We start from the raw sequence: 25,434 nt of genomic DNA on the forward strand, positions 1-25,434 counted from the left end.
ATTTGTTTGAGCCATAACTAAATAAAACAATACTCCAATAAAAAAAGCCGCTCGTAAAAACAAGCGGCTTTTTCGTTTGTGCTCTAGTGGTTATTCATCAGCGCAATCACCAGATGTCGCGCAATCATTATTGTTATCATCTCCGCCAGCGGTGGCCTCAACAGGCAGCCCCTCGATAGTCGCATTACCATTTTGAACCAGCATGTAATCACCTACAGGTGGTTCACCGGCACTGTTTTCTGCCACACTGAAACTGCTGATCTCAGTGAAGATAGCAGGGTCAACATTACCCAGCTGATTCACCAACTGCTGAGAAGAACTACGGAAGCCTGAAAGGGCGACAGCTTCAGAAACAGACAGCAGACGTTCACCAATAGTGCTTACTTCAGCCTCAGCATCGGTAAACAGAGGTGATACGTACTGATTGGCAACGATATCCACAGTGCCACCAACTTCTGTATCAATCAGGAACTGCAGTTCCTGCGAGCCGACAGTCTGACCTGCAGTCAGGTTGATATTACGTGCCTGAATATGAACGCCATCACCATCAGCTAACAGGTTGCCGGTTGTGCTGGTCAGATCTACCTGGCCACTGCCTCCGGCAGAAACCAGGCCATTGATAACCAGATCGCCATTGGTCACCTCAACAGCAACATCGCCACCACTGATAATGTCATCAACCGTGAGAGTATTGCCTGCAGTGATATCGACGGCACCTCCAGAGTTGGAATCAATCACATCAGTTTTGGCAAAACCGTTGATTCCTCCGGAGGTGTTCAATGTCATCTTGGCAAACTGAGGTACAGCTCCTGTCTCAATAGATTTGTTCAGAGAGTTTTCTGTACGAATCTCATTAGCAGACAGGGAAATGGTTGAGTTGGTGTTCAAAGTGATGGTATCCAGCTCATGGCTCAAACGTTCAAAGCTGGTGAAGTTCTTGCCACCCAGGCTTGAAGTTGTCAGCTGCAGATCCCAGCCAAGCACATTGCCATCAATTGGTGTGCGATTAACCAGCAAATCGCCGGAGCCATTGCCGCCAGTCAGGGTGACCAGAGAGTTAACTTCACCATCAACGTAAACAGTATCGTTACCGTCGCCACCATCAATACTGGTTATACCAGAGAAGTTAACACCACGACTGGCCAGCTTTCCTCCACCCTGCCACTGGATCAGGTCATCTCTGGTGCTGCCAGTAAAGGAGCCGTTACCAGTTTGGTCAGTAGCTTCTTCAATATTGAGGAAGGTCATATTGGCGACCATGACCTCATTATCAGCTTTATCACCCAGTGCCCAGGACTGGCTGTTGCCCAGAACCTGGTCGGCACCATCACCAGCCAGAATCATCCGGATACCGGTAACTTCAATACCGTTGGTAGAGAGTTTTTCAGTATCGGTAACGTTAAAGGTATCGGCTCCTGATGTACCAATAAGCTGGCCTTCACCATTATCTTCAATTTGATTAATGCCATTGAAGTTCATGCCCCCAACTGAGAACGTTTTGTTGCCGGTTAACTGCCAGTCTATTTCGGTGTTAGTACCAGCTTCTGCAATATCGCCTTCCTGAGCAATAATGGTGCTGATGCCACTGAAGCTGATGTCCTTAGCATCAAAGCTATCGGTGCCGGTCAGAGTGAAGGTATCGACTCCGTCGCTGCCTTCAACCGTGCCATCGCCGCCATCCTGAATAGAGTTGATATTGGTAATAGTGATGCCATTGGTCAGAATAGCTTTGGCATCTTTCAACAGCTTCCAGACGGCATTGTCGCTCGAAGCAATATCCTTGCCCTGCGAACCGTTACCATCCAGGTCATCAATACCGGTAAACAGAATGCCATTGGCAATCAGAGAGTTCGGCGACTGGTTAGCGTTGAGATCGAATTCATCATCTCCGGATGTGCCCACTACCTTTCCGCGCTCATTTCCAGTACCCGTATCGGTTACCTGTTCAATGTTGCTGGCAACAATCCCGGCGGCACTCACTTCGTTGGTTTGGCCGGTCAGCATCCAGGTTTCACCAGAACCTTTCAAAGTATCGGCATCGGTATTAGCTGCATTTTCGCCGCCATCCAATGAAGTGACATCATTAAAGGTTATGCCCTGAGCGTTGACACTGTTCGTACCATTGATGGTAAACGTATCATCAGCTTCAGAACCTGCAAGGGCGCCATTGCCGGCAGTGTTGACAGTCCCTACATCAGTAAAGGTCACTGTCTGGCTTGAGCTGTTAGTGGTGGAAGCAGTATTCAAGTTTCCGGTCAGTTGCCAGTTATCCCTGTCGGAATCCACGATATCTGCTTTATTGCTGTGCCCGGTGTAGGCCGTTGCTCCCTGGTATTCAATACCACCCACAGTGAGATTATCGCGAGCCTGAGTGACTGTCTGATTGGTCCCACTGTCGTTCTGGATACCCTTGGTAGTTGCCATGCTGGCAACACTGTTCAGGGAGTACTTGCTGTTGCCTGTGTTGCCGGAACCTTTAGCTTGCCAGAGCTCAGAACCTCCAGTGTTATCTGTGACATGGTCACTATTACCGGTATAAGTAGTAGAACCTGTAAAGACTAAGCTGTCGTCATTGTTGGCAATGGTGATGCTGTTATCCGTCAGTCCAACATCTTGAGAACTGCCGGTGCCGTTTTCCAACGCATTGTCAGTTGTTACCCCGGCAATATTCTTCAGCTCATAATTACCCTTTGCGGCTTTCAGGGTATTAGCAAGGGCATTATCAACCTGAACCTTCCAGGCCGAATCATCGGAGGTGCTGTCAGTTACAGTGTCATCGGCACCGGTGTACTCCTGTGTGCCCTGATAGTTAACACCTGCCAGATTGATACTGTCATCATACAGAGTGACATCCTGTGTGTTGCCAGTATCGTTAGTCACTCCGTTATCCGTCTTCAGGGTTTCGATATTCTGCAGTACATGGTTGCCTTTACGGGCTTCACCGGTTCCCTTGGCTAACCAGTTATCGGCACTGGTTGTCTGGTCATCAACAATATCACCGTCACCGGCCCGGCCGGTGTAATCGGTGCTGCCCTTAAAGAGCATGCCTGCTGCGGTAAGCTGAGAATCTTCGAGTTTAACGTCCAGGCCGGTCTGGCTGGCATTGGTGACTTTGCCCATGGTAGTAATCTGGCTGCTGCCTTTTACTATGAGGCCTTGATCAGCACTGTAGGCTTGCTGGTTGTCCTGAATATCCCAGTCACTGCTGGTTGCTTCAGAAACATTTTTGGCAGTGTTGAGTTGCTTGATACCAGACAAACTTTGGCCAGCTTTGCTGACAGTTTGCTGGCTGTCGATAGACCATTCATCGTTGCCACCAGTGCTGTCATTAAGAGTATCTCCGGCAGAATCACCGGTGTAACTCGTGTTGGTTCCCTGGAAATCAACCCCTGTAACTGTCAGGCTGTCGTCGTCCAGAGTAACTTCCTGGCTGGTGCCTGAGGTGTTAGCGATATCCTTATCTGTCGCAACAGAGTTTATACCGGTGAGGTTGTACCCGGTTTTTCCTGCTCTCTCTTTACCAACGGCATTTGCACCGGTGGCATTCCACGTTGTTGCTTCGGTAGTGTTATCGGTGATGTGGTCACCAGCACCAGCGTAGGAGGTGGAACCCTGATAATCGATTCCGGCAAAGGTCAGGCTGTCATCATCCACTGCGACAGTATCTGATGCAGCGGTTCCGGTTTCGTTGGTAACACCACGAGAGGTCTCTACGCTTTCGATGTTGGTCAGCTGGTGAGTGTCAAAGTGTGTTTCACCATCACCTTTCGCCAACCAGTTACCTGTCCCGGTAGTCTCATCAACAACATGATCGCCATCACCATCCCGACCAATGTAGTCAGTGCTGCCATCGAATGTTATATCGCCAACAACAATCTGGCGGTCTTTTAATGTTGCGGTTTGTCCGCTGGTCGTACCATTTGTGACCGAGCCTGTTGTACCAACCTGAGCGATGTTTTTGAACTGCCTGTTTGCACCCTGTTGCGTTGCAATGCGGCTGCCATCTAATTTCCAACTGCTATTGGTTTCATCAATGACTGTGTCACCACCATTGGCTATCAGATGGCCTGTGTATTCAGTGGCGCCATCAAAAGAAATTCCCATCAGCTCAAGGGCGTTGGTTGCGAGCTTAATAGTCACATCCCGAATAGAGCCAGTATTGTTGGTGAGTGCGCCTGCATTGTTAACCTGGGTAATGCCGGTAAAGGCAATCTTGTTGCTGGTAGCAATGGTATCGCCAGCATTCTTGCTAACAACCCATGCTTCACCTGCTTTGCCATCGACTTCAGCAGTAGTATCAACAGCATCCACTTCTGTAAACGTCAGATTGCCACTGGTGAGTGCATTATCTCCGCTAACTGCCCACGTCTGATTACGCTTGTCAGACACCTTGTCGTCTTTATCTGTGGGCGCAGTTTTGTCGTGACCTTGATAAGCCGTTGCATCGGCAAAGTTAATATCCGCCAGTTGCAGGCTGCTATTGGACTTCAGTTCAACGTCTAGACCATCACCGGTTGCGTTGGAGACTTTACGAACATTCGTGATAACGGTATCAGTATCTGTAAAGGTGAAGGTAATTCCATCACTCTGGGCTTTCTGACTATCTGTTACAGCCCAGTCGCTGTCAGCAGTGCTTCTTCCGGCAGCGTTCGCGGATGTGGAAACACTGTCGATACCGGAGAAGTCAATTCCGGCAGTTCTGGCGCTGTTGGTGCTGGTGATTGCCCAATCCTGTGCAGCAGTACGTTTATCGCTGACATTATCGGAACCGGAACCTGCAAAACTGTTGGCACCATTAAACAGGATACCACCGGCTTTCAGGGCACTGTCGTTACTATCTACACCGATAACAACATCGAGGTCAGCGGCCCGACTTTCGATAGTGTCTACACCGGTGAATTCATCAATATCTGCCAGATTGAATCCAGTGTTATCACTGGCTGTATTCAGGCGATTGTCATCGGTAATAAACCATGATCTGCCTTGATGATCTGTAACACTATCCTTCTCAGTGTCATCACCTTTGTAGCCAGTGGCATCAGCAAATACCATGTTAGCGGTATGCAGGCCGTCTGACTTCAGGTCGACATCTGCAGCACCGTTCGAAGCGTTTGTAATAAGGCCGCTATAGGTGATTTGAGTATCAGCATCTGTAAAGTTGAAAGTAATACCATCACTTTGTGCAGTTTTATCTCCAGTCACAGACCATGCACTGTCTGTCTCTTTACCAGATGCATTGCCAGCCGTTTCAATGCTGTCGATGCCGGTAAAGGTGAGCAGGGTAGGGTCACCAGGCTCGCTGCCACCAGAGTTAGCTCCATTAATAGTAATGATTGACCAGTCAGCACCTCTCTCATCAATAACATTGTCTGTATTGTTGCCGGTGTAGCTGGTGACTGTGCTGAACAATATGCCGCCAGCATTCACTTTGCTGTCTGCCTGAACAGTTACATCCACTTCACCACCAAACACAGAGGAGTGTTCCAGTGAGGTTATTCCACCATTCACGGCATCTACGTTAGTTAACAGGAATCCGTTATCGGCTTCCCGGTCATTTAAACGTTTGAGGCCTGTCAGGTACCAGGTTGTTCCCAGGGAACCGTTGATGGTGTCGGTCTGGGTTATGTCACCGTGATAACCGGTTATACCAGTAAAGAGAATATTGTGAGCCGAGAGTGTTGTACTTGCGCCTCTGTTAATCGTTGCCGTTAATGCAGTACTGGTTTTGTTCGATACTTCACCGTTGGTGAGAACAGACTCGATATTGGTAAATAAACGCTCCTGGCCCTGGGGGAGGGCCTGGGCTGCTGCCTTATCACCTTTGATGCCCCAGTCACGATTGGTCTGATCATCAATCGCATCTTCATATGTGCTGCTGCCAATATAGGCACCGCTTTCAACAAAGGTGATGTCTGCGATTTTCAGGGTGTCTTTCTGGGAGTTATCGCTTTGGGTTTCCTGGCTAAGGACTACTTCCTGTTTTGTAGTTGTCGCATTTGTAGTGCTACCTGTAGTTTCAACGCGGGCAATATTTGTGAAATCCTGATTCAAACCGGTAGCATCACGAGTGGCTTCTGCTGTGTTAGTGACCTCCCAGTTTTTACCCGTTGAATCCTTAACAATATCATTACGGCCAGCAACGCCATCAAATCCAGTGGCGTCCTTGAAGTCGATGCCATTGATCTCAAGGCTGTCATTATCGGCTTTAACAGTTTGCTGACTGCTCAGCTCAGAGCTGATACGGCCTTCCGTTGTCACCAGTGAAACATTGGTAAAGGTAACATTTTGAGCTTTAGCCGAGTTCTGGCCAGTGCTAACCCAGTTATTCGTTCCTGTCTCGGTTACAGCACCATCACTTGTTACAGAGGTAACACCAGAAAGCTGTCTGGTATTTTCCTGGGTAACGGTCTTATCGGCGTCCAGGTTCCAGTTACTGTCGGTACCATCTTGAATAGTGTCAGTGCCTGAACCGGTATAGTCCCCTGCGCCGGCAAAGGTGATGTCGGTGACTTCCAGAGTGCTTGCCGCACTGCCATCATTCAGAGTGCCATTACCCAGAGTAACTTCTTGGCTGCCGGCGTTATTAGTAACATCGCCTTGCGTTTCTACCTTATTAATGCCTGAGAACAGGCGTGTGCCGGAGCGAGCCTGGATAGTGGAGTCGTTAGTATTAACTTCAACCTGCCAGTCTCCGTTAGGACTATCAATCACAGTATCGGAGCCGCCACCAAAGAAGCGGGTAACACCTTCAAAAGCAATTGCCATCAAACTGAGTGTGCTGACGCCAGCATTCTCGGTGGCAGTTACGGTGCGAGCTGAGCCTGTGGAATTTGTGAGTGAACCAGTTGTGTTCACCTTATCCAGGCCGGTAAAGGTGATATGACCATCGGTTGCAGTGGTTGTACCAGTCTGTAATCCAACAGACCAATCACTATCCTGACCATCGTCAACATACTGATTGGCAAGCGCGGGATCGATATCTATATGGGAGATCTTGGAAAAGGTCAGCTGGCTATTGTCAGTTGTGTCACCTGAGCGGGCGACATAGTCACCAATAATGGCCCAGCCCAGGCCGCGTTGATCAGTCAGGGTATCTCTACTGCCGTTAAGATCCACATGGCCCACGTATTTACTGACATCAACAAAGTCAATGCCGGCTGCATTCAATGTGTCATTGGTATCTTTCAGAGTAACGGGGAGATTATCTCCTGATGCATTGGTGACTTCACCCACATTGGTCACCTGTGGATTGGAGCCATTCAAGTTGAAGGTGATGCCATCACTGTTAGCTGATTGGTTCCCTTCAATTGACCAATCACTGTTTGCTTCACGCCCGGCTACATTGGCTGTTGTGGTGACCTGATCAATACCTTCAAATGTCAGTACTTTACTGTCTGCGTCAACGCCTGAGCCTGTCTGTGCTGCTATTGTGACATTCGCTAAATCAGGATCTGAGTCGATGATAGACCAGTCCTGCCCCCGGCCGTCATTGACATTGTCGTTACCAGAACCGATATATTTGTCTGCCCCATCAAACAGTATCCCTCCAGCAGTCAGGTTACCGGTACTGCCAATGGAGACATTCAGGTTGGCATTGACGTTCTCGATGGTGGAGACACCTGAGATTTCGTCAACAAGGTTGAGCTTAAACCCAGTAGAGGCCTGATTACGGTCATCATTCAGAGATTTGGTACCTGTGAGATACCAGTTACGACCGGAGACATTATCGGTCACGATATCTTTGGAGCTGGAACCGGTGTATCTGCGACTGCCGGTAAAGGTAATGTCGGCAATGCCAATGGTATCCACCGTACTGCCCTGGCTGTTCAAGCCCTGATCCAGAGTCACGGTCTGATCAGTATTAATAGCGTTAGTCACGCCACCGGTTGTTTCAACACCGCTGATTCCAGTAAATTGGCGACTGCTGTCTGTCTGTGTAGCCGCTTTGGTGCCGGTCACACTCCAACCACTGTTAGTGGTGTCGATGACGGAATCCGTACCGCTGCCGCTGTAATTCCCTGTACCTGTGATGTTGATGTTCAGCTTTTCCAGAGCAGTTACAAACAGCCCGGCAGCGGTAGAAATAGTTGCTTTTTCACCGGCAGTGCTATGGGACAGATGACTATTGGAAGTCAGCTTATCAATATCTGTCAGGGAGGTTTGCCCATTATTGGCAACGGTCAGGCTGTCAGAGTTTTTACTGAGCGCCCAGGCCCGGGTGTTTTGATCTGTGGTCTGGTCGACAACTGTGTCTGTTCCACCCTGACCTTCAATAGAGCCGATCCCGCCAAAGCTCCAGCTATTACCCTGCACTGCGTTGTTATCACTGAGGGTAAAGGAGTCATTGCCGGAGGTACCTTTCAGGGTGTTGCCGCTGCTGGCGTCTTGAATGGTGCTGTTCAGATTGTCGAACTGAATATTGTTGGCGAACAGCCGTCCTACGGTTGCAGAGAGTGTGTAGGTGTCTGCCAGGCTCGATCCGGTCAGTGTGTTGGCTGCGCCGGTGCCGTCGATGACCTGGGCAATATTGGAGAAGGTAATACTGTGGGATTTGAGCTGGCCGCTGGTGCCGGTCAGTTCATAGGCATCGTCAGCAACGGTACCGGTAATGGTATTGGTGCCATTGCCGGCATTAACCATTTCGATCTGGTTAAACAGAATGCCATTCACCTGAACACTGTTATTGCTGTCAGGACCGTCCTGCAGGGCAAAATCTTCATCCGCATCAGTGCCGAGAATGGTATCCTGCTGATCGCCGCCATCGACCGTCTCAATACCGGCAAAGGTGAATCCGCCCGCGGTGACCTGATGATTGATGTTGCTGCTATCGCCGCTATTGCGGTGGAGGGTGAAGGTGTCTTCGCCATTGGTACCGATAATGGTATCACTGCCACCGGTATTGGTGCCGGCATCAATGCTCTGGTCTTCCAGGCTGGTGAAAGCGATACCGTTGGCGGTAAGACTGTTGGTAGTGCTGTTCAGTTCAAAGGTATCGGCTTTGCTGGAGCCTTGCAGCGAGTCGGCATCACTGACACCGTTCGCATTGACAGCACTGATACCGCTAAAAGTAATGTTGTTGCTTTTTACTTCGCCAGTATTACTGGTTAACACATAGTTTTCTGTATAGATAGTGCCGGTAATGGTGCCGTCACTATCTTTACCTTTAACGGTTTCAATATCGAAAAAAGTATATGCCCCCAGCTTGACCTGATTATTGAATTCTCTCAGTTCAAAGTTGTTGACACTGTCTGTGCCTTCCAGCGTGTCTGTGCCATCACCGGTAATAACGGAAGTGCTGACACTGGAGAACGAAATACCATTACCTGTCAGGCCACTACTATCTACCGCAAAGGTATCAGCAACATTTGAACCTGCCAGAGTGTTATTGCCGCCGCGGCCATCTACATTCTCCACTTCTGCAAAGGTGATCATACGGCTTTCGACTTCGTTAGCGGTGTCCGTTAACTTGAAAGCATCATCTCTTTCACTACCTGAATTAACTCCCCGAACGATATCGGAACCGTCTTTGCCTTCTACACGCTTAATATGGGTGAAATTAAAACTGTCCGCATTTACGCGATAGTCTGTTCCCTCAAGCATAAAGGTATCGTTGTTATTGGTACCCTGTAGAATATCGTCACCACCACCGGTATTTAGGTCGCCATGATCGATGCCGGTGAAAGAAATGCCATTTGCTCCAATCTTGTAGGAGCCGTCGATAAGGAAGAAGGTATCCTGTGCAGTTGACCCTGTAAGTTGGTCTGCACCGTTTCCGGCGTCAACAGTTTTTATGCCGGAAAAGGTAATGCCTCTGCTGAAAACCTGGTTGGCAACGCCTGTAAGCTCAAAATTATCTACGCTCAGAATGCCTCTGTTGCGCCCATAGATAGTATTGGCTTCGTCGGTACTCTGTCCGGCATTTACGGCTTCCAGGTTGGTAAAGAGATAATTGCCTATGCCGACGGAGTTTGCTGCGCTTTGAAGCGTGAAGACCTCGTCGCCTGATGTGCCAATGAGAACATCTGTTTCATTACCGGCATCAATTGTTGTGTCGGTAATGCCATCGAAGACAATGCCATTACCTTCAAGCCTGTTGGCTGTGGTGTGCAGCTGGAAGGTGTCTGCCTGATCGGATCCCGCCAGAGTATTGTCGCCACCACGGCCATCAACGTTATCAATGTTGGAGTAGGTGATGCCCCGATTCTCAAACTGATCAGCCACACCTGTAAGGGCAAAGGTCTCATCTTCGTTTTCATCAACACCGAGTACGGTATTGGTACCACCTGCCGCGTCGATATGGCTGGCGCCTCGAATACTAACGCCATTAACAGAAGCATAGGTTTCGGTATTGTTGCTGATGATCTCGAGCTGGTCATTACTGTCATCAGTGGTAAGAGTGCCATCTGTTCTGGCTGTGACAGTAATGCTGTCTGGAGAACCGGTATTATCCAGGCTGCCAAAGGTAATACCTTCCACACTGCTAATATTGGCAATCTGTCCATTGGCTGTTAGTTGTGAGCCGGCAAGGGTAATAGCACTGGTATCAAACACAAAGGTATCCGTACCACCATTACCCTGCAGATTCAGGGTGGCTGCATTGGTAATGGTGCCGGTGAAACCTGTACCATCAGTATCGCCACGGCCAATGGTGATAGAGGCTGTGCCATTATCGCTACTGGCTTGCCCCTGCAGATCAATATCACCCTGATTATAAAAGTTTCTATTGTTTGCGGTAAAATCACCCCCGTGAGTATCCAGGCTGATTCCGCTTTGAATATGAGCGGAATTGAGCGCCTGCATATCAATATGCAGATCACCCTCGGTGGCCGTTATATCACCGCCAACAGTGATATTGTTTTCGGCTTCCATAGCCAGGCTGGCAATAGAACCACTTTGCAGATCCGCGGTGATGGCATTGTTAACGGAGATATCACCGCTACCGGTGCTGCCAATATTGGCCAGGTCCGCTTTTACCGCCACATTGGTTTTCTGCGCCAGGGCTTCACCAATAACCGCGCTGTGTACCCCGGTGGTGCCATCGTTGGTGATGGCAACATCTTCGGAACGTAAAACCAGCTTGCCATTCTCACCACTGTTGGAACCTGCAGCCTTTATACTTCCTGCATTGTTCGGATCATGGGCAATATGCAGATTGTCTCTGGCAGAAATTTCAATATGACCGCCATTGGAATCGCCACTGCCGGTAGCGCTGGCATTAATGCTGGTGCCTGCGGTTATAGAAACATTGTGAGCGGCGTAGGTATCAGAATCGTCTTTGTTATAAGAGCCGATCAATACGGTGCCGCCACCTTCTTCACCAGTGGCAATAATGGTGGAATCACCTGCAGGAATCAGGGGAGTATTGGTACCGGCTGGCACTTCAGCCGTCGACGTCAGTGAGATGTTATCACCAGTTATTTTCACTGTTCCGCCAGTACCACCGCTGCCGGTAGCAGATACATCTATAGTGCCGGTATTCACGATATCCAGCACATCACCACCGGAGCCACCAAGGGTGACAGTGCCACCGCTTTTATTGATACCTTTGGCTTCTAAAATACCGTGGTTGTTAACGGCCTTGTCGAACAGTCCACTGGCCATTTTGGCCTGTAAGAGGATGTTGCCAGCCTGAACTGTTCCTGTATTGAGAACAGCAGTATCAACACCAAGATTTGTCATGGAATCAGCATTAACAGCGACACCAATATAACCATCTTGGTCAAACGTCAGAACTGTCTGACCGCCTTTTACCAAGGCAACCAAGCCTGCAGAAATCAGAGCTGGATTTGTGGCATCGGGGGTTGTAATCGTTCCACTGTTTTCAACGCGGCCACCCTGCAGCACAACGCCGCTGGCGGCATTGATAGTGCCCCGGTTAATGATTGCTCCTGACTCAGCGCCTTCTATAAAAGTCAGAGCGTTACTTGTCATGTAATCATTTTTATCAATAGAGAGCGTTGAAGCAGTGAGGCTGTTGACGTTTACAGTGGCATTTTCTGAAAACAGAATCCCTCGAGGATTGACCAGCAGTACATGGCCGTTGGCATCTATATTGCCAAAGATTTCACTGGGGTTATTATCCAAAATATCGTTAAGGATTAAATGCGAAGAACTGTGCTGTACAAATTCAACACTCTCACCGTTCGCAATGTTAAAAGAGTCCCATTGTAGATAGGCTTTTGGCGTATTGGTTTGGATAATTGTTAACTTGTCTGGAACCGTTGTATTGATACCTGAGATGCCCTCAGAGGTGCCTATGTTAAAGCCCTCTGGTAACGCCTGTGCTTTCTGGCTGCCTGCCATGGTCATGAAAACCAGAACGGGAGCAAGTGCCATGCGGTGTTTAGTCACCGCCTGAGCCAGAGGAGTTAACCTGTTACTGCGAAGGTTTACGTTACTATCTGGCTGTGTGTTGAATGTGTTCATAGTGCTATCCGTGCAAAATTGGTTTGTTATTCGTTAGCTCAACAAAATCGATTCAAAAGACTCAGTCCAGACGCAGGGTCAGGTCCACATAGGTCTGCCAGCTCTTGGCTTCATTCCCCACAATTCCACTTCCGGATTTATGAGATACCGGTTTGGCAATGCTGATGGTGGAAGAGATCTGATCCTGCCAGTTCAGGCGCATCAGGAAACCCAGACCGGCCAGATGTGCCCAGGGATCTGCAACTTTCAGGTCGCCCTGATTCTGTCGGTAGCTGTTTTCGTTGCCGTAAGCACCATCCATGAATACGGCATATTGCAGAACATCACTCACTCGTTGCCCTTGGTAGAGGTCAAAATCAAGAGCCTGAGGAACATCGAAGTACCACTCAGCGCCAAGATAGGCACCGGTGTCTGCAGAGAAATCATTAACTGTGAAGGCGCGTACGCTGTTGGCACCACCTAGCGACATCTGCTCGAAGGAAGGCAGGCCAGTGTCGCCATAGCGAAGTTTGGATTTCAGAATCAGGCGGGATTCACTGTCGGTAAACGGCAGAGGTACAAAGAACAGGGAATTGGTGTCCAGTGCCAGCTTGTAGTAATCGTCGCCCCTGTCTTTAGGGGTGTCGTTACGGAACTTGCCATACTGCATGGCCAGCCGCCCCATATTCAGGGTGCGGATGCTGGTGCCGAGCATATCTCCTTCAACAATAAATTCTGCTGAACGAGTGTGATCACCTTCGCTAATCAAATTGTTGATTTTGGCCTTACGCTTAACTTTCTTTTCAGCCAGTTTTAAGCCAACAGCAAGATTTTCAGCTCTGGAGCGGCGAATCTTGTGCATTAAGGTTGCGGAGTAAGTTGTGTTAGCGCCTTCAATGCCGAGGATATTGATACTTTCATCTTCTTTAGAAGTAATCTTGAAATCATTATCTTCAAAGAAAAGCTCCAGGCGAGTATCCGGGCCGCCAATAGGGAAGCTGTAACCTAGCTGGTACAGGTGAGTGTTTTCCGGGTCAAAAGACTTAAGTGCGCCAATGGTGAGCTGGTCACCGATACCGGTTGGGTTCAACCAGTTGCCCTGGGCAAATAAGCGATATTCACCGGTGTATTCTGGGCCGTGGTTGTCACCGCGTATGGAAAGGTTCCAGGATTTTTCATCACGAACCTGCAGGTTCAGGTTGGACTCACCGAGTTTGTCGCCCTTTTCAAAGAAGCCAAAAACATTCAGGCCGGGCAGGTCGTTTAGCAGGTAAATGCTCTCTTCAACTTTTGCGTTATCAACCAGCTGGCCAATCTGGTTCTGGAACGGCTGTTGAAGGTTTTCATCTTTGTATTTCTTGTTACCATCAACTGTGACCTTGCCCAGAGTACCGGCAATAATATCCAGCTCAACAATGCCATTCTTTACTTCCTGGGGAGGAATGTAGGCACGGGCCAGTAACAGGCCGCGGGTTCTATAAAACTGGGTAATCTGCTGTACGATCTCTTCAATATCACCGTAGGTCATACCCCGAACAGCATTCTGTTTCTTCACAATGGAGACAAGTTCTGCCAGATCATTGAGGTTTAACTTGGCTGTACTTTTCTGAGTCGCTTTTTCTTGAAGAAATGCGCCGATTTCTTCCAGTTCCAGCTGGGTAAACCCGCTGCCAAGCTTTTCAGACTCACGCATGTATTTCTGGCGTAGACCTTCAACCAGTTCTTCAATAGCTTCTTTGGTTACTCCTGCTTCAGGGTATTCAGGAAGGCTTCGGAAGGTAAAACTGTTGATTTCAATGTGTGGGTCTTCACCGGAAAGATCCTCTTCCAGGCGCAGACCTTTACCTGCTTCTTCCTCTATGTCTTTTTTTCTTTGCTGGAATTCTTTCTCAATATCCGGCTGTTGAAGATCAGGAACATAATCCTCTATCGCATTTGCAGACCCTGAAAGTGCAGCGCTCAGAAAAACAGCTGCCGCTAAAGGCTTGGCAGAGAAAAGCGCAGTTGGGTGATTCGGTACTCTATGCACAGTTGTAAATCCTTCTACTTGTACTTGTTTTTAATTGGTTATGTATTTATTGGATATTTCTTACCAGTCGGAAGCCGGTAACATCATCAGGCTGGCCGCTGTGTGAAGACTTTGTGGTAATCAGGCAACGCTTCAGCGGATCTTTTCTGCTTCCGCCAGCTGCAATTAGAGCGTTGCCGTCGAATGTCCACTCCTGAACATTACCCACGGTATTGACCAGCCCGTTATCATTAGGTTTGCCAGATGATGCATTAACCAGTTCGGTACCTTTCTGCAGACCACCAAACTTCAAATAACAATTGCGGTCAGGATCACTGCCATTACGCGCCGGAGACGCCAGTGCCAGCCATTCGTTATAGGATGGCAATCGATATGCATAACCGGTCTGGCTGCTTAACCATGTGCTGTAAGCCTTGGCTTGCTCAATGCTGATATTGCTTGCGGGAAGGGAATCAGAGCCAGGTAAAGTTGAGCACTGCTTGGTTGCTTCGCAATAACTGTTAAATTCGGCAACGGTGATTTCATAGCGAGTCACTGCCAGTTTCTTTTGACCAGCTTTGGCGACAACCAGTGTTGGGCTGACATTGCCATCAAGGAGTTTGTCTTCACAGAAGTAACGTCGACCCTTGCTGCCTGAGCCGGGGCGGAGGTGGGAGCAGAAGTCGATGGCAATATTGTCTATAGCCTGAGCGCCTGGGAACAGTTGCAGAGCACCTTTCTGCAGGCGGGAGGCGGTATGTGGGCTACGACGGGCAATCTGTTGAATACAGCTTGCCACAGATGATATGGCTGTTTTTTCTAGTTTCGCGTGTTCTGACGAGCTAAGGGTTTTTAGATCGCTCAAACTGTCAGACAAGGTTTGAATATTCAGGTTGGCGCTGCAGTAAAGAGCTTCCGCGACTTTACCTTCAGCCGCTGTAATAGCCTGCTCGCGTTTTTGCCGGGCAACTCGTTCTTTGCGAAGTTTTTCCTGTCGTGCCAACTCCAGCTTTTGCTGGCGCTGAGCTTCAGCCAATCGTTTGGCTTCTGCTTCAGCAGCAAGTCTTTGTTGTTCCTGCTTTTGACGCAACTCTTCCTGGGCGCTGGCAAGAAGAGATTCTGCCTGGGAGATCTGATCAGAGTTTTGTTGCCAGTAACTGGCATTATCCAATAGCTCCCGGGCTTTACTCAGTTCTCCCGCCAGACGCTGTTCTGATGACGCTTCCAGGTAGAGTGACATAGCTTTTTGTTTGGCCTGGATAATACTGTCACTGTCGTCAGGTGTTAGTGCCTGATAATCGCTGATAGCTTGCTCCAGTGCAGTATCCCACTGGTCATCGAGAGGTTTGGCCAGAGTGTCCTGCAAAGTCTGAAGGGCTGCCTTTTGTTTCAGCTCATGTTCTACGTTTGCGCGAATATCGGTTTGCAGTTCCTCTTCCAGTTCTACCCGGAGTTTGGCTTCGTCAACCTGATTATCCTGCAGAAAGAACAGGGATGAGGCTGTAGTTGCAACAAGAACTGCAGCAGCGGCATAAAGAGGGATTCGTGACTTACCGAAAAAGGCGTCTTCAAGCTCTTTAACCGTTTGGGTGCGGTCTTTACTCTTAAAGGCGAGCGCTTTTTCCAAGGCGCGCCATTGGCGGCTGGAAAGTTGCTTGATGCGTTTGGGCTTAAGTTTTTGTTCGGCGGCTTTGTCTGCTGGTGTTTTGTTAAAGGGGTGAGCGCCAGCAAACAACTCGTAAGCTACACAGGCCAGAGCGTAAACATCGTCACTGGTTGACGGCTCTTCACCCTTCAGCATTTCATAGCTGGCGTATGCCGGGGTTAATGCACTGAGACTGCCAGCATCAAAAACAGTTTTGTCTCCGTCGGCTTGCAGGCCTGCTCCAGAAGACGACACGGCTCTGGCAATACCAAAGTCGAATACCTTGGCGTGACCATTGCTCAGAATAAAGATATTGCCGGGTTTAAAGTCAGAATGGATGATGCGTTTTGAGTGGGCGTATGCGAGAGCTTCTGATATATCTCTGAATACCTGACAGGCTTTGTCGAACTCCATACCAACACCGGGCGATTTTCGGATCAGCTCGTCAAGAGCAGAACCTTCCATAAACTCCATGGTCATGAAAACCGTTTCACCGTCACGGTCAAAGTCGTAAACCGTTACGATGTTGGGGTGTGCCAGGTTTTGGGATTTCCTTGATTCGCGCTGAAGGGAAACAAATGCATCCGGGTGTTGTTTGAAATCTTCATTCAACAGCTTGATAGCAACGTAAGGATCACGATCTTTTGCTTCAACTTTGCGAAGGTCTACTGCTTTATAAACAGCCCCCATGCCTCCAGCCCCGAGTATGGCCTTCAGCTCAAAGCGATTATTAATTAACCGTTTTAATTGATTTCCACGGGAGTGTGATGTTGCTTGTTGTTTTGGAGGGTTGGGCTTTGTTTGATTGTCATTGGCTGAGCTGCCGGTTGCGGGTGCAAAAACTGTTCTTTCGGCATCCGGTGATGTATGAGCCGACATGTCAGCAATAACTGTTTTATCTTCTGGTGCATCATTGGTATCAGTGTTAGATACCAATCGTGTCTTGTCATTCTCGCTGGTACTCATTCCGTGTACTTCGCTTGATAACTGTAAAATGAATTAGGGTATTGAAACTGCGCTCGAGAATGATTGTTTTTGTTGTTCGAAGACGCATCTGTGTTATTAGTGTCTGCGATTGTAATTGCGGTTTTATGAATGGACAAGAAATATGATGTTGTTCACGTTTTTATTTTCCCGGCAATTAGGGGCGGTGAATTGAAAAACCATGTCTAGCCAAGCGGTCGTTGCATAGGATAGTATCCACAGAGCTGCCAGAAGTTGTGACTTTTTTGTAGTATGTCGCATGGTAAGTGGTAATAAGGATTTTGCTGCAAGTCAGCCTTACAACATGAAGAGCCGGGGATGGCAGAAGAACTTATTCTTGAAGTGATTGACGGGCCTGTTGAAACAAATATGGTCGGTCATAAGAAAGTTTTTGCAAAATCAGGGGGCAGCATAGGTCGTGCTGATTCCAATAGCTGGGTTTTGCCTGATATGGAGAGGATTGTCTCCTCTGTTCATGCTGATATTGTGTTTTCTGGTGACTCTTATTTTCTTTTCGATAAGAGTACTAATGGAACTTTTGTTAATGGCAGTGATGATCCATTAGGTTCTGGTAACAAAGCTCAGTTAAACGACGGTGACATAATAAGTGTCGGCCACTATCAGATCAAATCAACATTAAAGATTTTTGATAATCAACTTCCTGATGGTCTGGGAAGTGTTGATTTTCTAGATTCCTCTGATAAGACAACAATCGGCTCCCTGGCTATGCAGCCTGAGCCGGAAAAGCCAGATGCCGGAGCGCAGTTTGATGACTGGCTGGAGCCCGGCAAAGAACAGTCGGCATCTCAGGATATATGGGGGGCAATTGATTCTGCTCCGAAACCAGTAGTAGACCCTCTGGCTTCACCCTCCAGCTTTGATAGTCTGGGTGGTGGGCAGGATATTCTTGATCCGTTGGCTGCGCTTTCAGGTTCTACATCTGACCCTCAAACCCCTCAGGCTGATCCCTGGGGAGGTAATCAAAGTGCTGCTGATGACTGGTGGGCAAGTGATAATGATCACGCGCCAGCAGAGCAGCAATCCATGGTGGTTCCTCAGGCACAGCCTGTGCAGCAGTCTTTTCAATCTCCTACGCCTGCACCGCAACCGGTAGTTAGTCCTCAGCCTGTTATTCAACAGCCTGCTCCGGCGCAACCTGTTGCTGCTCAGCCAGAAGCGGCGCGCTCTCTTGATAGTATGTCTTTGGATGAGTTGCTTGCGCCAGGGGCTGAAGTTCAGCATGTTCAGCAGCCTATCACTCCACCGCCTGAAGTTGTACCAGCTCCTCAGGCTCCGCAGCCTGGTGTCGCTCCACCGCCCCAACCACAACCTGTCGCTGCTCAGCAGCCCATACCTCAGCCTGTTGTTGCACCTGTGCAGGCTCAGCAGGGTGCAGTTACTGGTAATTCATCATTAGCCCGAGAGCTGGGAGTGGAGAATGTTGATGCTGCCAGTTTGCAAAACCTTGAATCAGAAGCGGGTGCTTTTATTCGTGAAACATCAACCCGGCTAATTGATTTATTGCGTGCCCGCAGCAATATCAAGAATGAACTCAGGGTTGAGCGCACCATGATTCAAAGTCAGGATAATAATCCTTTGAAGTTTTCTGCATCGGCTCATGATGCTTTGGGGATGATGTTTGGCGGAAACAGTAATGCGTTTCTTTCACCTTCAGAAGCTGTGCGAGATAGTTTCGATAATATTTCAGATCACCAGGTTGCAGTTTTGGCGGCCATGCGTTCGGCATTTGAATTTATGTTGTCGCAATTTGCACCAGAGAATCTGGAAGCACGTTTTCATCGTAACCAGAACAAAGGTTTTATGAGTAACAAGAAAGCCAAAAACTGGGAGTCTTATCAGGATTGGCTTAATGAACTCCGTAAGGATCCTGAGAAAACCTATAACCAGATGTTTGGTGAGGTTTTTGCTGAAGCTTATGAAAAAAAGATTGCTGAGCTTAATGCTGTAAGAAATATTCAATAGTTTCTTAAAGTCGCGAGCTAGAGCTGTTTGTTGGCGTAAACAGTCTGTCATGATGTTCCATTATTTTGGTTTTTCATGGTCGGTTTTGAATATATTAATGCTGGGTCAGGGAGATTTTCAGCTGTGAACAATAAAGTGTTTCGTTATGTTTTCAGTCTTTTTCTTGTGGTGTTTATTACCGGCTGCAGTACGGGTCGGGAAGTATTAAATTTCGATACTTTGGCAGAGTTGCAAATTAATGCGACAGGTGACGTTAATTTGGATGATGATGGCAGGCCATCACCGTTAGTTATTCGAGTTTTTAAATTGGCAGATGCCCGCCAGTTTGAACGGGAAGATTTTCTGGCTCTTTATGAGCAGGCAGAAGATCGTCTGGGGCGTGATTTGTTAGGCACTGTTAAATTGAAAGAAATTGCTCCCGGTGAAAATCGTCTGGAAGAAATTGAATTAACACCTGAAGTTCGTTATCTCGGTGTTATGGCGGAATATTCCCGTTATGGCGATACCAAAACCATGCTGGTTCTGCCAGTTCGCGCCCATTACAGCAATGATTTCTCTGTGGTTGCCGATGAGCGTGGTCTTGCCCAGGGCGCAGATTGATTTCCAATTTTATTTATCTGTTCAGGGTGAACGGCGTGAGAGGAATGTGCCCCCACCGCTCACGATAAATCAGGGGCTTTTCTACGGTAGATAGTGGATGTCGAACAAGAGCAAGGTTATCTGGTCGGAGGGGATGTTTCTCCGGCCTCAGCATTTCCAGCAGCAGGAACGCTATCTTGAACAGTTTATTGAGGGGCGGGCAGGTGCCTGTTTTGCCTATGGCTGGGGATTAAAAAAGCTTCGTTTAGATCTGGAACTTTTGCGTCTGGGAAAAATCTCCGTCATTGAAGCGGAAGGTGTTTTTCCTGATGGGACTCCATTCTCTATTCCAGACAACGAAGAGCCACCTGCAATTATTGATATTGCAGCCAATACCCGTGATGAAATTGTTTATCTTTGTCTGCCTCTGCGTCGCCCTGGTGTGCGTGAAAGCATCCGGCAAGGGGAAGAGCTCACCCAGGCACGATTTGTCAGTGTCAGCGGTGATGTACGTAACAGTGCTTCAGAAAACAGTGAGATGGTTTCCATTGAAACCGGAGCCATGGCTCTCACTCTGAAGCCGGCTTCTGAAGATCGCAATGGTTATGCCTGTCTTGGAGTTACCCGGGTTCAGGAACGGCTGCCGGATAAACCAGCCAAGCTGGATAACAATTACATCCCTCCTTTACTGGATTGCCAGCTGTCATCGGTGACCAGTGGTTATCTGGAAGAGCTCGCCGGATTGCTGCGCCAGCGGGGGAATGCTCTGGGTCACAGACTGTGTGACAGTGGCCGGGCAGGATCAGCAGAAATTGCCGACTACCTGCTGCTACAGGTGATTAACCGCAATGAACCCTTGATTGCAGAGATGCGCCGTCAGAAGCAACTGCATCCCGCTGAACTTTATAAATCATTGATTCAGCTGGCGGGTGAACTGGCAACCTTCACCCGTAAAGAAAAACGGGCCGAAGAGTTTCCTGCATTTAGTCAGGACGACCTGGGCCATGTCTTCGCTTCTTTGTTTGCCAGTCTCCGTCAGTCCCTGAGTATGGTGCTTGAACAAACTGCCATTGCCATGGAACTGACCCAGCGCAAGTTTGGTATTTATGTGTCGCCTATTACCGATCGTTCTCTGGTTGCTGGCGGAACCTTTGTACTGGCGGTGAAAGCCGATATTCCCGGTGATGCTCTGCGCAGTAATTTCCCCTCTCAAGCCAAAGTTGCTCCGGTTGAGGTGATTCGGGAACTGATCAGCGCTTCCATGCCCGGCATTATGTTGCGTCCTCTCCCCGTTGCACCGCGGCAGATTCCCTATCACGCCGGGTTCGCCTATTTCGAGCTGGAACGTACCGGCAAAGCCTGGGAGTCGATGAAAAACTCTGGTGGTTTTGCTGTACATCTGGGGGCTGAGTTTCCGGGGTTGAATATGGAGTTGTGGGCCATTCGTAACTGAGCCCTGAAGGAAGGAATCTATGAACGACAGAACAGTAATTATTCCAACTCCAGGTAGTCATCAGCCAGCACCTGCTGCAGCTCCGGAGATGCAGCCTGCGGCGGCTCCTCAAGCTCAGGTTATGGAATATCGGGTACACAATGCCCTTAACCCGGTTGTTAATGCAGCGTCCACATTGCTGGCACTGATTATCAAGCTACGTACCACTACAGAATACAATCAGGCTCCCCAGCTTCATCAGCTGATGACCCGGGAAATTCAGAAGTTTGATCAGACTCTGACTGTGCAGGGTGTTCGCCCGGAACAGACAGCTGCAGCCCGCTACCTGATGTGCACTGTATTGGATGAAACAGTGATGAACACTCCCTGGGGCGCTCGTTCTGGCTGGAGCCAGCGTTCATTGCTCAGTACCTTTCACCGTGAAACATTTGGTGGTGAAAAGTGTTTCGCTATTCTGCAGCGGCTTCAGGAAACTGCCAGCCTCAATCTGGATATTCTCGAGTTGTTCTATATCTGCCTGAGTCTTGGTTTTGAAGGGAAGTTCAAACTGGCAGCTAACGGCCACGCCCAGTTGGAAACTGTACGGGACAATCTCTACAGAACTATTCAGTCCCATCGTGATTACACCGATAACGAACTTTCCCCTCACTGGCAGGGCTCAGGGCGTAAAGGCAAAGGGCTGATGCAGTTTGTTCCGCTCTGGGTTTATGGCGCTGTGACTCTGGCTGTTCTGGTAGCAGCGTATGCCGGATTTTCTGTCTGGTTGTTTCAGGGTAATGAACCGGTGATTGACGCGATGCAGCAACTGATCGCCAGCAAAGATGTGCAAGGGTAATGACAGCTTTTTCATGGAGTGAAGTATGAAACGGGTAATGACGTTTCTGGGTAACCCCTGGGTAATTGGAATTATAGGTTTGCTGGCCCTGAGCATTGTGGTCTGGTTTGGTGCCGAATATGTACGCTTTGGGGCTGACGGTACAACCCTGAGCTATGCCACTCGCGGTATTATTATTCTGGTGATGACCTTTACTTGGGTTATCTGGCGGTTGGTAGTGATGCTGCGGGAACGCAGCCAGAATAATGAATTACTGGAAGGTATTCAGTCTGCCAGTACTGAAACTGCAGACCCTGAAGATGATCGCACTCAGGAAGAGATGAATGCTCTTTCAGATCGTTTTCGTGAAGCGATGACGGTTCTGAAAAAGTCGCGTTTTAATGTTTCCGGTCGCAATAAATCGCTCTATCAACTGCCTTGGTATGTGATTATTGGCCCGCCAGGCTCTGGGAAAACTACGGCACTGGTGAATTCCGGTCTGGACTTTCCTCTGGCCAGCAGCCATGGCAAAGCTGCTCTTGGCGGAATTGGCGGAACCCGCCACTGTGACTGGTGGTTCACCAATGAAGCCGTGCTGATTGATACCTCCGGCCGTTATACCACCCAGGACAGTCATCGGGTTGTTGATAATGCCGCCTGGACAGGTTTTCTTGATCTTCTGAAAAAATACCGCCGCCGTCGCCCAATAAATGGTGCGATGGTCGCCATTAGCCTGCAGGATTTGATGCTGCAGACGGAAGAGCAAAGGCATCAGCACGCCAAAGTCATTCGAGCCCGACTTGATGAGCTGCGTGAAAGACTGGGTATTGAATTCCCGGTTTATCTGATGTTCACCAAAACCGATTTGATAGCCGGTTTCAGTGAATTCTTTGCCAGCCTTTCTCAAGCCGAGCGCGAGCAGGTATGGGGGATGACTTTTGAACTCCCCGTCAATGCGATGGACAAAGAAGGGCGTGGGCGTGTTGATGTCAGCCGCTTTGATGATGAATACAAGTCACTGATTGAGCGCTTGAATAATCGCGTACTGCGATTGGTTCACCAGGAACGTGATGTTGAGCGTCGCTCTCTGTTGCAGGGTTTTCCATCTCGTATGAGTAGTCTGCAGGATATTGTTTCTGATTTCTTGAAACAGGCTTTCAGTGATAACCAGTATCATGCCAGTCCATTGTTGCGCGGCGTGTATCTGACCAGTGGTACCCAGGAAGGTACGCCGATTGACCGAATGATGGCATCGGTGTCTGCCAGCTTTGGTTTGCCAAGGGAGCTTGGCAAGCAACAGATGAACAGTGGCAAGAGTTTCTTTATCAGCCGCCTTCTGAAAGATGTGATTTTCCCGGAATCTGAACTGGTGGGCGTTAACCGCCGCTTTGAATCCACTATTCTCTGGGCTCGCCGTGCCACGCTTGCCAGCCTGTTTCTGGTGACTGCCGGAACGCTGACTGTGTGGGGTGCCAGTGTCGGTAAAAACAAGCAGTTGATTGGTGAGGTGAACGACAACCTTAACCGCTTTAAAGAAGACTCAACCTATCTCAGTGGCAAAAGCTCTCCGGAAGATGCGCTGCCAGCTTTGAATTCTTTGAAAGCGGCCAGTACTGTTTATGATCTGGAAGAACACCCCTGGCTAACATCTCTTGGCCTCTACGACAGCGCTGTTGATAAGTCAGCAAATACTTTGTACGACGACAAGCTTGTTTCAGTCTTCCTGCCAACACTCCAGCGCACTGTTGAAGAGCAATTGCGTTTTGGTGGTGGCAGTGATGGCAAAGTGATTGAGCTGCTTCGTGTTTATCTGATGATTGTGAACCCTGAACGTCGGGATGCTTCGACTATCAAACAGTGGGCCAAACTCCACTGGCAGGAAGAGCTGACTGGTCAGGCGTCTAAACAGGAGCAGTTGAATAATCATCTGGAACGTTTGTTAGCGCTTGAATTTGGTGAGCAGGTTGCCGATGAGCGCCTGATAGCCCGCGCCCGTCAGCAGATTCGCAGTATTCCAGTACCGTTGCGCCTGTATGGTCAGTTAAAGAACGACCCAGAGTTACGTGGCGATGTTGATACTTATGGTGTGATTGGTGGTGATACTGAAAAGGTGTTTGGTATCAGTTCTGATAATGCCACGTTTGTCACTCCGGCATTGTTTACCCGTACCGCTTATGAGCAGGCTGATTACAGTGCCAATTCCCCATTGCTGACTGATCTTGAGAAGGATCGCTGGTTGTACGGACAAACAGAAGGTGAAGATTTTAGTGAAGCTGATCGGCAGAAGATTGCTGACCAGATTCGTAAAATTTACCTGACAGAATACGGGCAATACTGGAAAGGGTTTATTGATCGCTTCCATATCAAACCTTTCAAGAGCCTGACCGATGCAACCGCCAGCCTGAAAGTAATGGCCGACCCTGTGTATTCACCACTGCAGGGTGTATTGGAAGCGATAGCTGAGAATACAGAACTCACCCCAGAACTGGCTGTTCCAGAAGCTGGCAATGCCATTCCTGGAGCCGAAGCTGCAGGAAAACTTCTCGCTAAAACCCGCAAACCTACCATTGTGGATCTGGAGTTTCAGGATATTCAGGGCCTGCTGAAAACCCGCAATGTTCAGTCTCCGCAGCTGCAGGATACTTTGGCTGTTGTGCGTGAACTGCATGATTTCCTTGGGGAAGTGGCTCATGCCCCTGATCCCGGCGAACAGGCTTTCAAGGTTGCCAGAGCCAGATTCCAGGGGGGCGGTAATGATGTGATCAAACGTGTGCGCATCAAGGCAGCTCAGTCCCCAGAACCAGTGAAAACCTGGCTGAATGAAATGGCCGATTACAGCTGGAGCCTGCTGCTGAGTGAAACACGTCGCTATGTGAATAACAGCTGGAATGAACAGGTGTATTCGGTTTACAAGCGCAGCCTGTCTGGTCGTTATCCCCTGTCAGATAATGCTGACAGTGAAGCGCCTCTGCAGGACTTCAACCGTTTCTTCCAGCCTGGTGGTGTAGAAGCTCAGTTCTTTGCTGATTACCTGAAACCTTTCGTTAGTACCCGTACCTGGCGCACTAAAAAGCTGGATGGGCGTGGGTTGGCAGTTTCCGGAAGCAGTTTGAAACAGCTCAAGCGCGCAACTCAGATTCGTCAGTCATTCTTTAAAGGTGGCAGTGATCTGCAGGTTGGTTTCCAGTTGCAGCCGTCGAAACTGGATTCTGATATCCGCCTGTTCTCACTGGAACTTGGCGACCAGCGTTTGAACTATTCCCATGGCCCCAAAGTGATGAAGAAATTTAACTGGGATTCTTCAGATAATTCACGGGCTCGTATTGTTTTCGAAGATTTGAATGAAACAGTCAACCGTAAACAGTTTGAAGGGGACTGGGCATGGTTCCGTTTGCTGGATGCTTCCAAGCTGAATGCCACTAGTGACCCTCGTGAGTATCAGGTCACTTTCAACGAAAGGGGCAGGGAAGCACGATTCCGGTTGATAGCTAACAGCAGTGTGAACCCATTCAAGCAGTCTTTGATAAGACAGTACAAGCTGTCATCAAAGTTGTAGGAGGCAA

Annotated in this window: 8 protein-coding genes; 5 read left to right on the forward strand and 3 right to left on the reverse strand. The window is 48.9% G+C overall.

All coding sequences use genetic code 11. The annotated features are described in order from the left end of the window. Positions 1–90: 90 nt before the first annotated feature. The 3 genes from ACY2RR_RS18435 to ACY2RR_RS18445 all read right to left on the reverse strand — a co-directional run bounded on the left by ACY2RR_RS18435 (position 91) and on the right by ACY2RR_RS18445 (position 17,024). A complete protein-coding gene (locus ACY2RR_RS18435) occupies positions 91–12,426 on the reverse strand; it encodes a filamentous hemagglutinin N-terminal domain-containing protein (RefSeq protein WP_490109643.1) in 12,336 nt (4,111 codons plus the stop codon). A 61-nt stretch (positions 12,427–12,487) separates the two neighbouring features. Continuing rightward, positions 12,488–14,434 (reverse strand): ShlB/FhaC/HecB family hemolysin secretion/activation protein, encoded by a 1,947-nt coding sequence (locus tag ACY2RR_RS18440; RefSeq protein ID WP_490109644.1) that lies wholly within the window; start codon positions 14,432–14,434, stop codon positions 12,488–12,490. Positions 14,435–14,480: 46 nt separating this feature from the next. Beyond that, complete coding sequence (locus tag ACY2RR_RS18445) at positions 14,481–17,024, reverse strand: bifunctional serine/threonine-protein kinase/formylglycine-generating enzyme family protein (protein WP_490109645.1); 2,544 nt, start codon at positions 17,022–17,024, stop codon at positions 14,481–14,483. A gap of 336 nt (positions 17,025–17,360) precedes the next feature. Between ACY2RR_RS18445 and tagH the strand changes: the two genes are divergently transcribed. From tagH to tssM, 5 genes are all read left to right on the forward strand, one after another. After that, entirely contained in the window at positions 17,361–19,025 is a 1,665-nt protein-coding gene (gene tagH, locus ACY2RR_RS18450; RefSeq protein WP_490109646.1) for a type VI secretion system-associated FHA domain protein TagH, read from the forward strand. Between the two features lie 123 nt (positions 19,026–19,148). After that, on the forward strand, positions 19,149–19,625 hold the full coding sequence (tssJ, locus tag ACY2RR_RS18455) for a type VI secretion system lipoprotein TssJ (protein ID WP_490109647.1): 477 nt from the start codon (positions 19,149–19,151) through the stop codon (positions 19,623–19,625). Between the two features lie 97 nt (positions 19,626–19,722). Continuing rightward, on the forward strand, positions 19,723–21,057 hold the full coding sequence (gene tssK / locus ACY2RR_RS18460) for a type VI secretion system baseplate subunit TssK (protein ID WP_490109648.1): 1,335 nt from the start codon (positions 19,723–19,725) through the stop codon (positions 21,055–21,057). Positions 21,058–21,076: 19 nt separating this feature from the next. Beyond that, positions 21,077–21,892 carry a type IVB secretion system protein IcmH/DotU gene (gene icmH / locus ACY2RR_RS18465; protein ID WP_490109649.1) on the forward strand — a complete coding sequence of 272 codons (816 nt, stop codon included), beginning with the start codon at positions 21,077–21,079 and terminating at the stop codon, positions 21,890–21,892. Between the two features lie 25 nt (positions 21,893–21,917). Continuing rightward, complete coding sequence (gene tssM, locus ACY2RR_RS18470) at positions 21,918–25,427, forward strand: type VI secretion system membrane subunit TssM (protein ID WP_490109650.1); 3,510 nt, start codon at positions 21,918–21,920, stop codon at positions 25,425–25,427. Positions 25,428–25,434: the final 7 nt, after the last annotated feature.

The sequence above is a fragment of the Parendozoicomonas sp. 2304DJ65-17 genome (genome assembly GCF_058148445.1).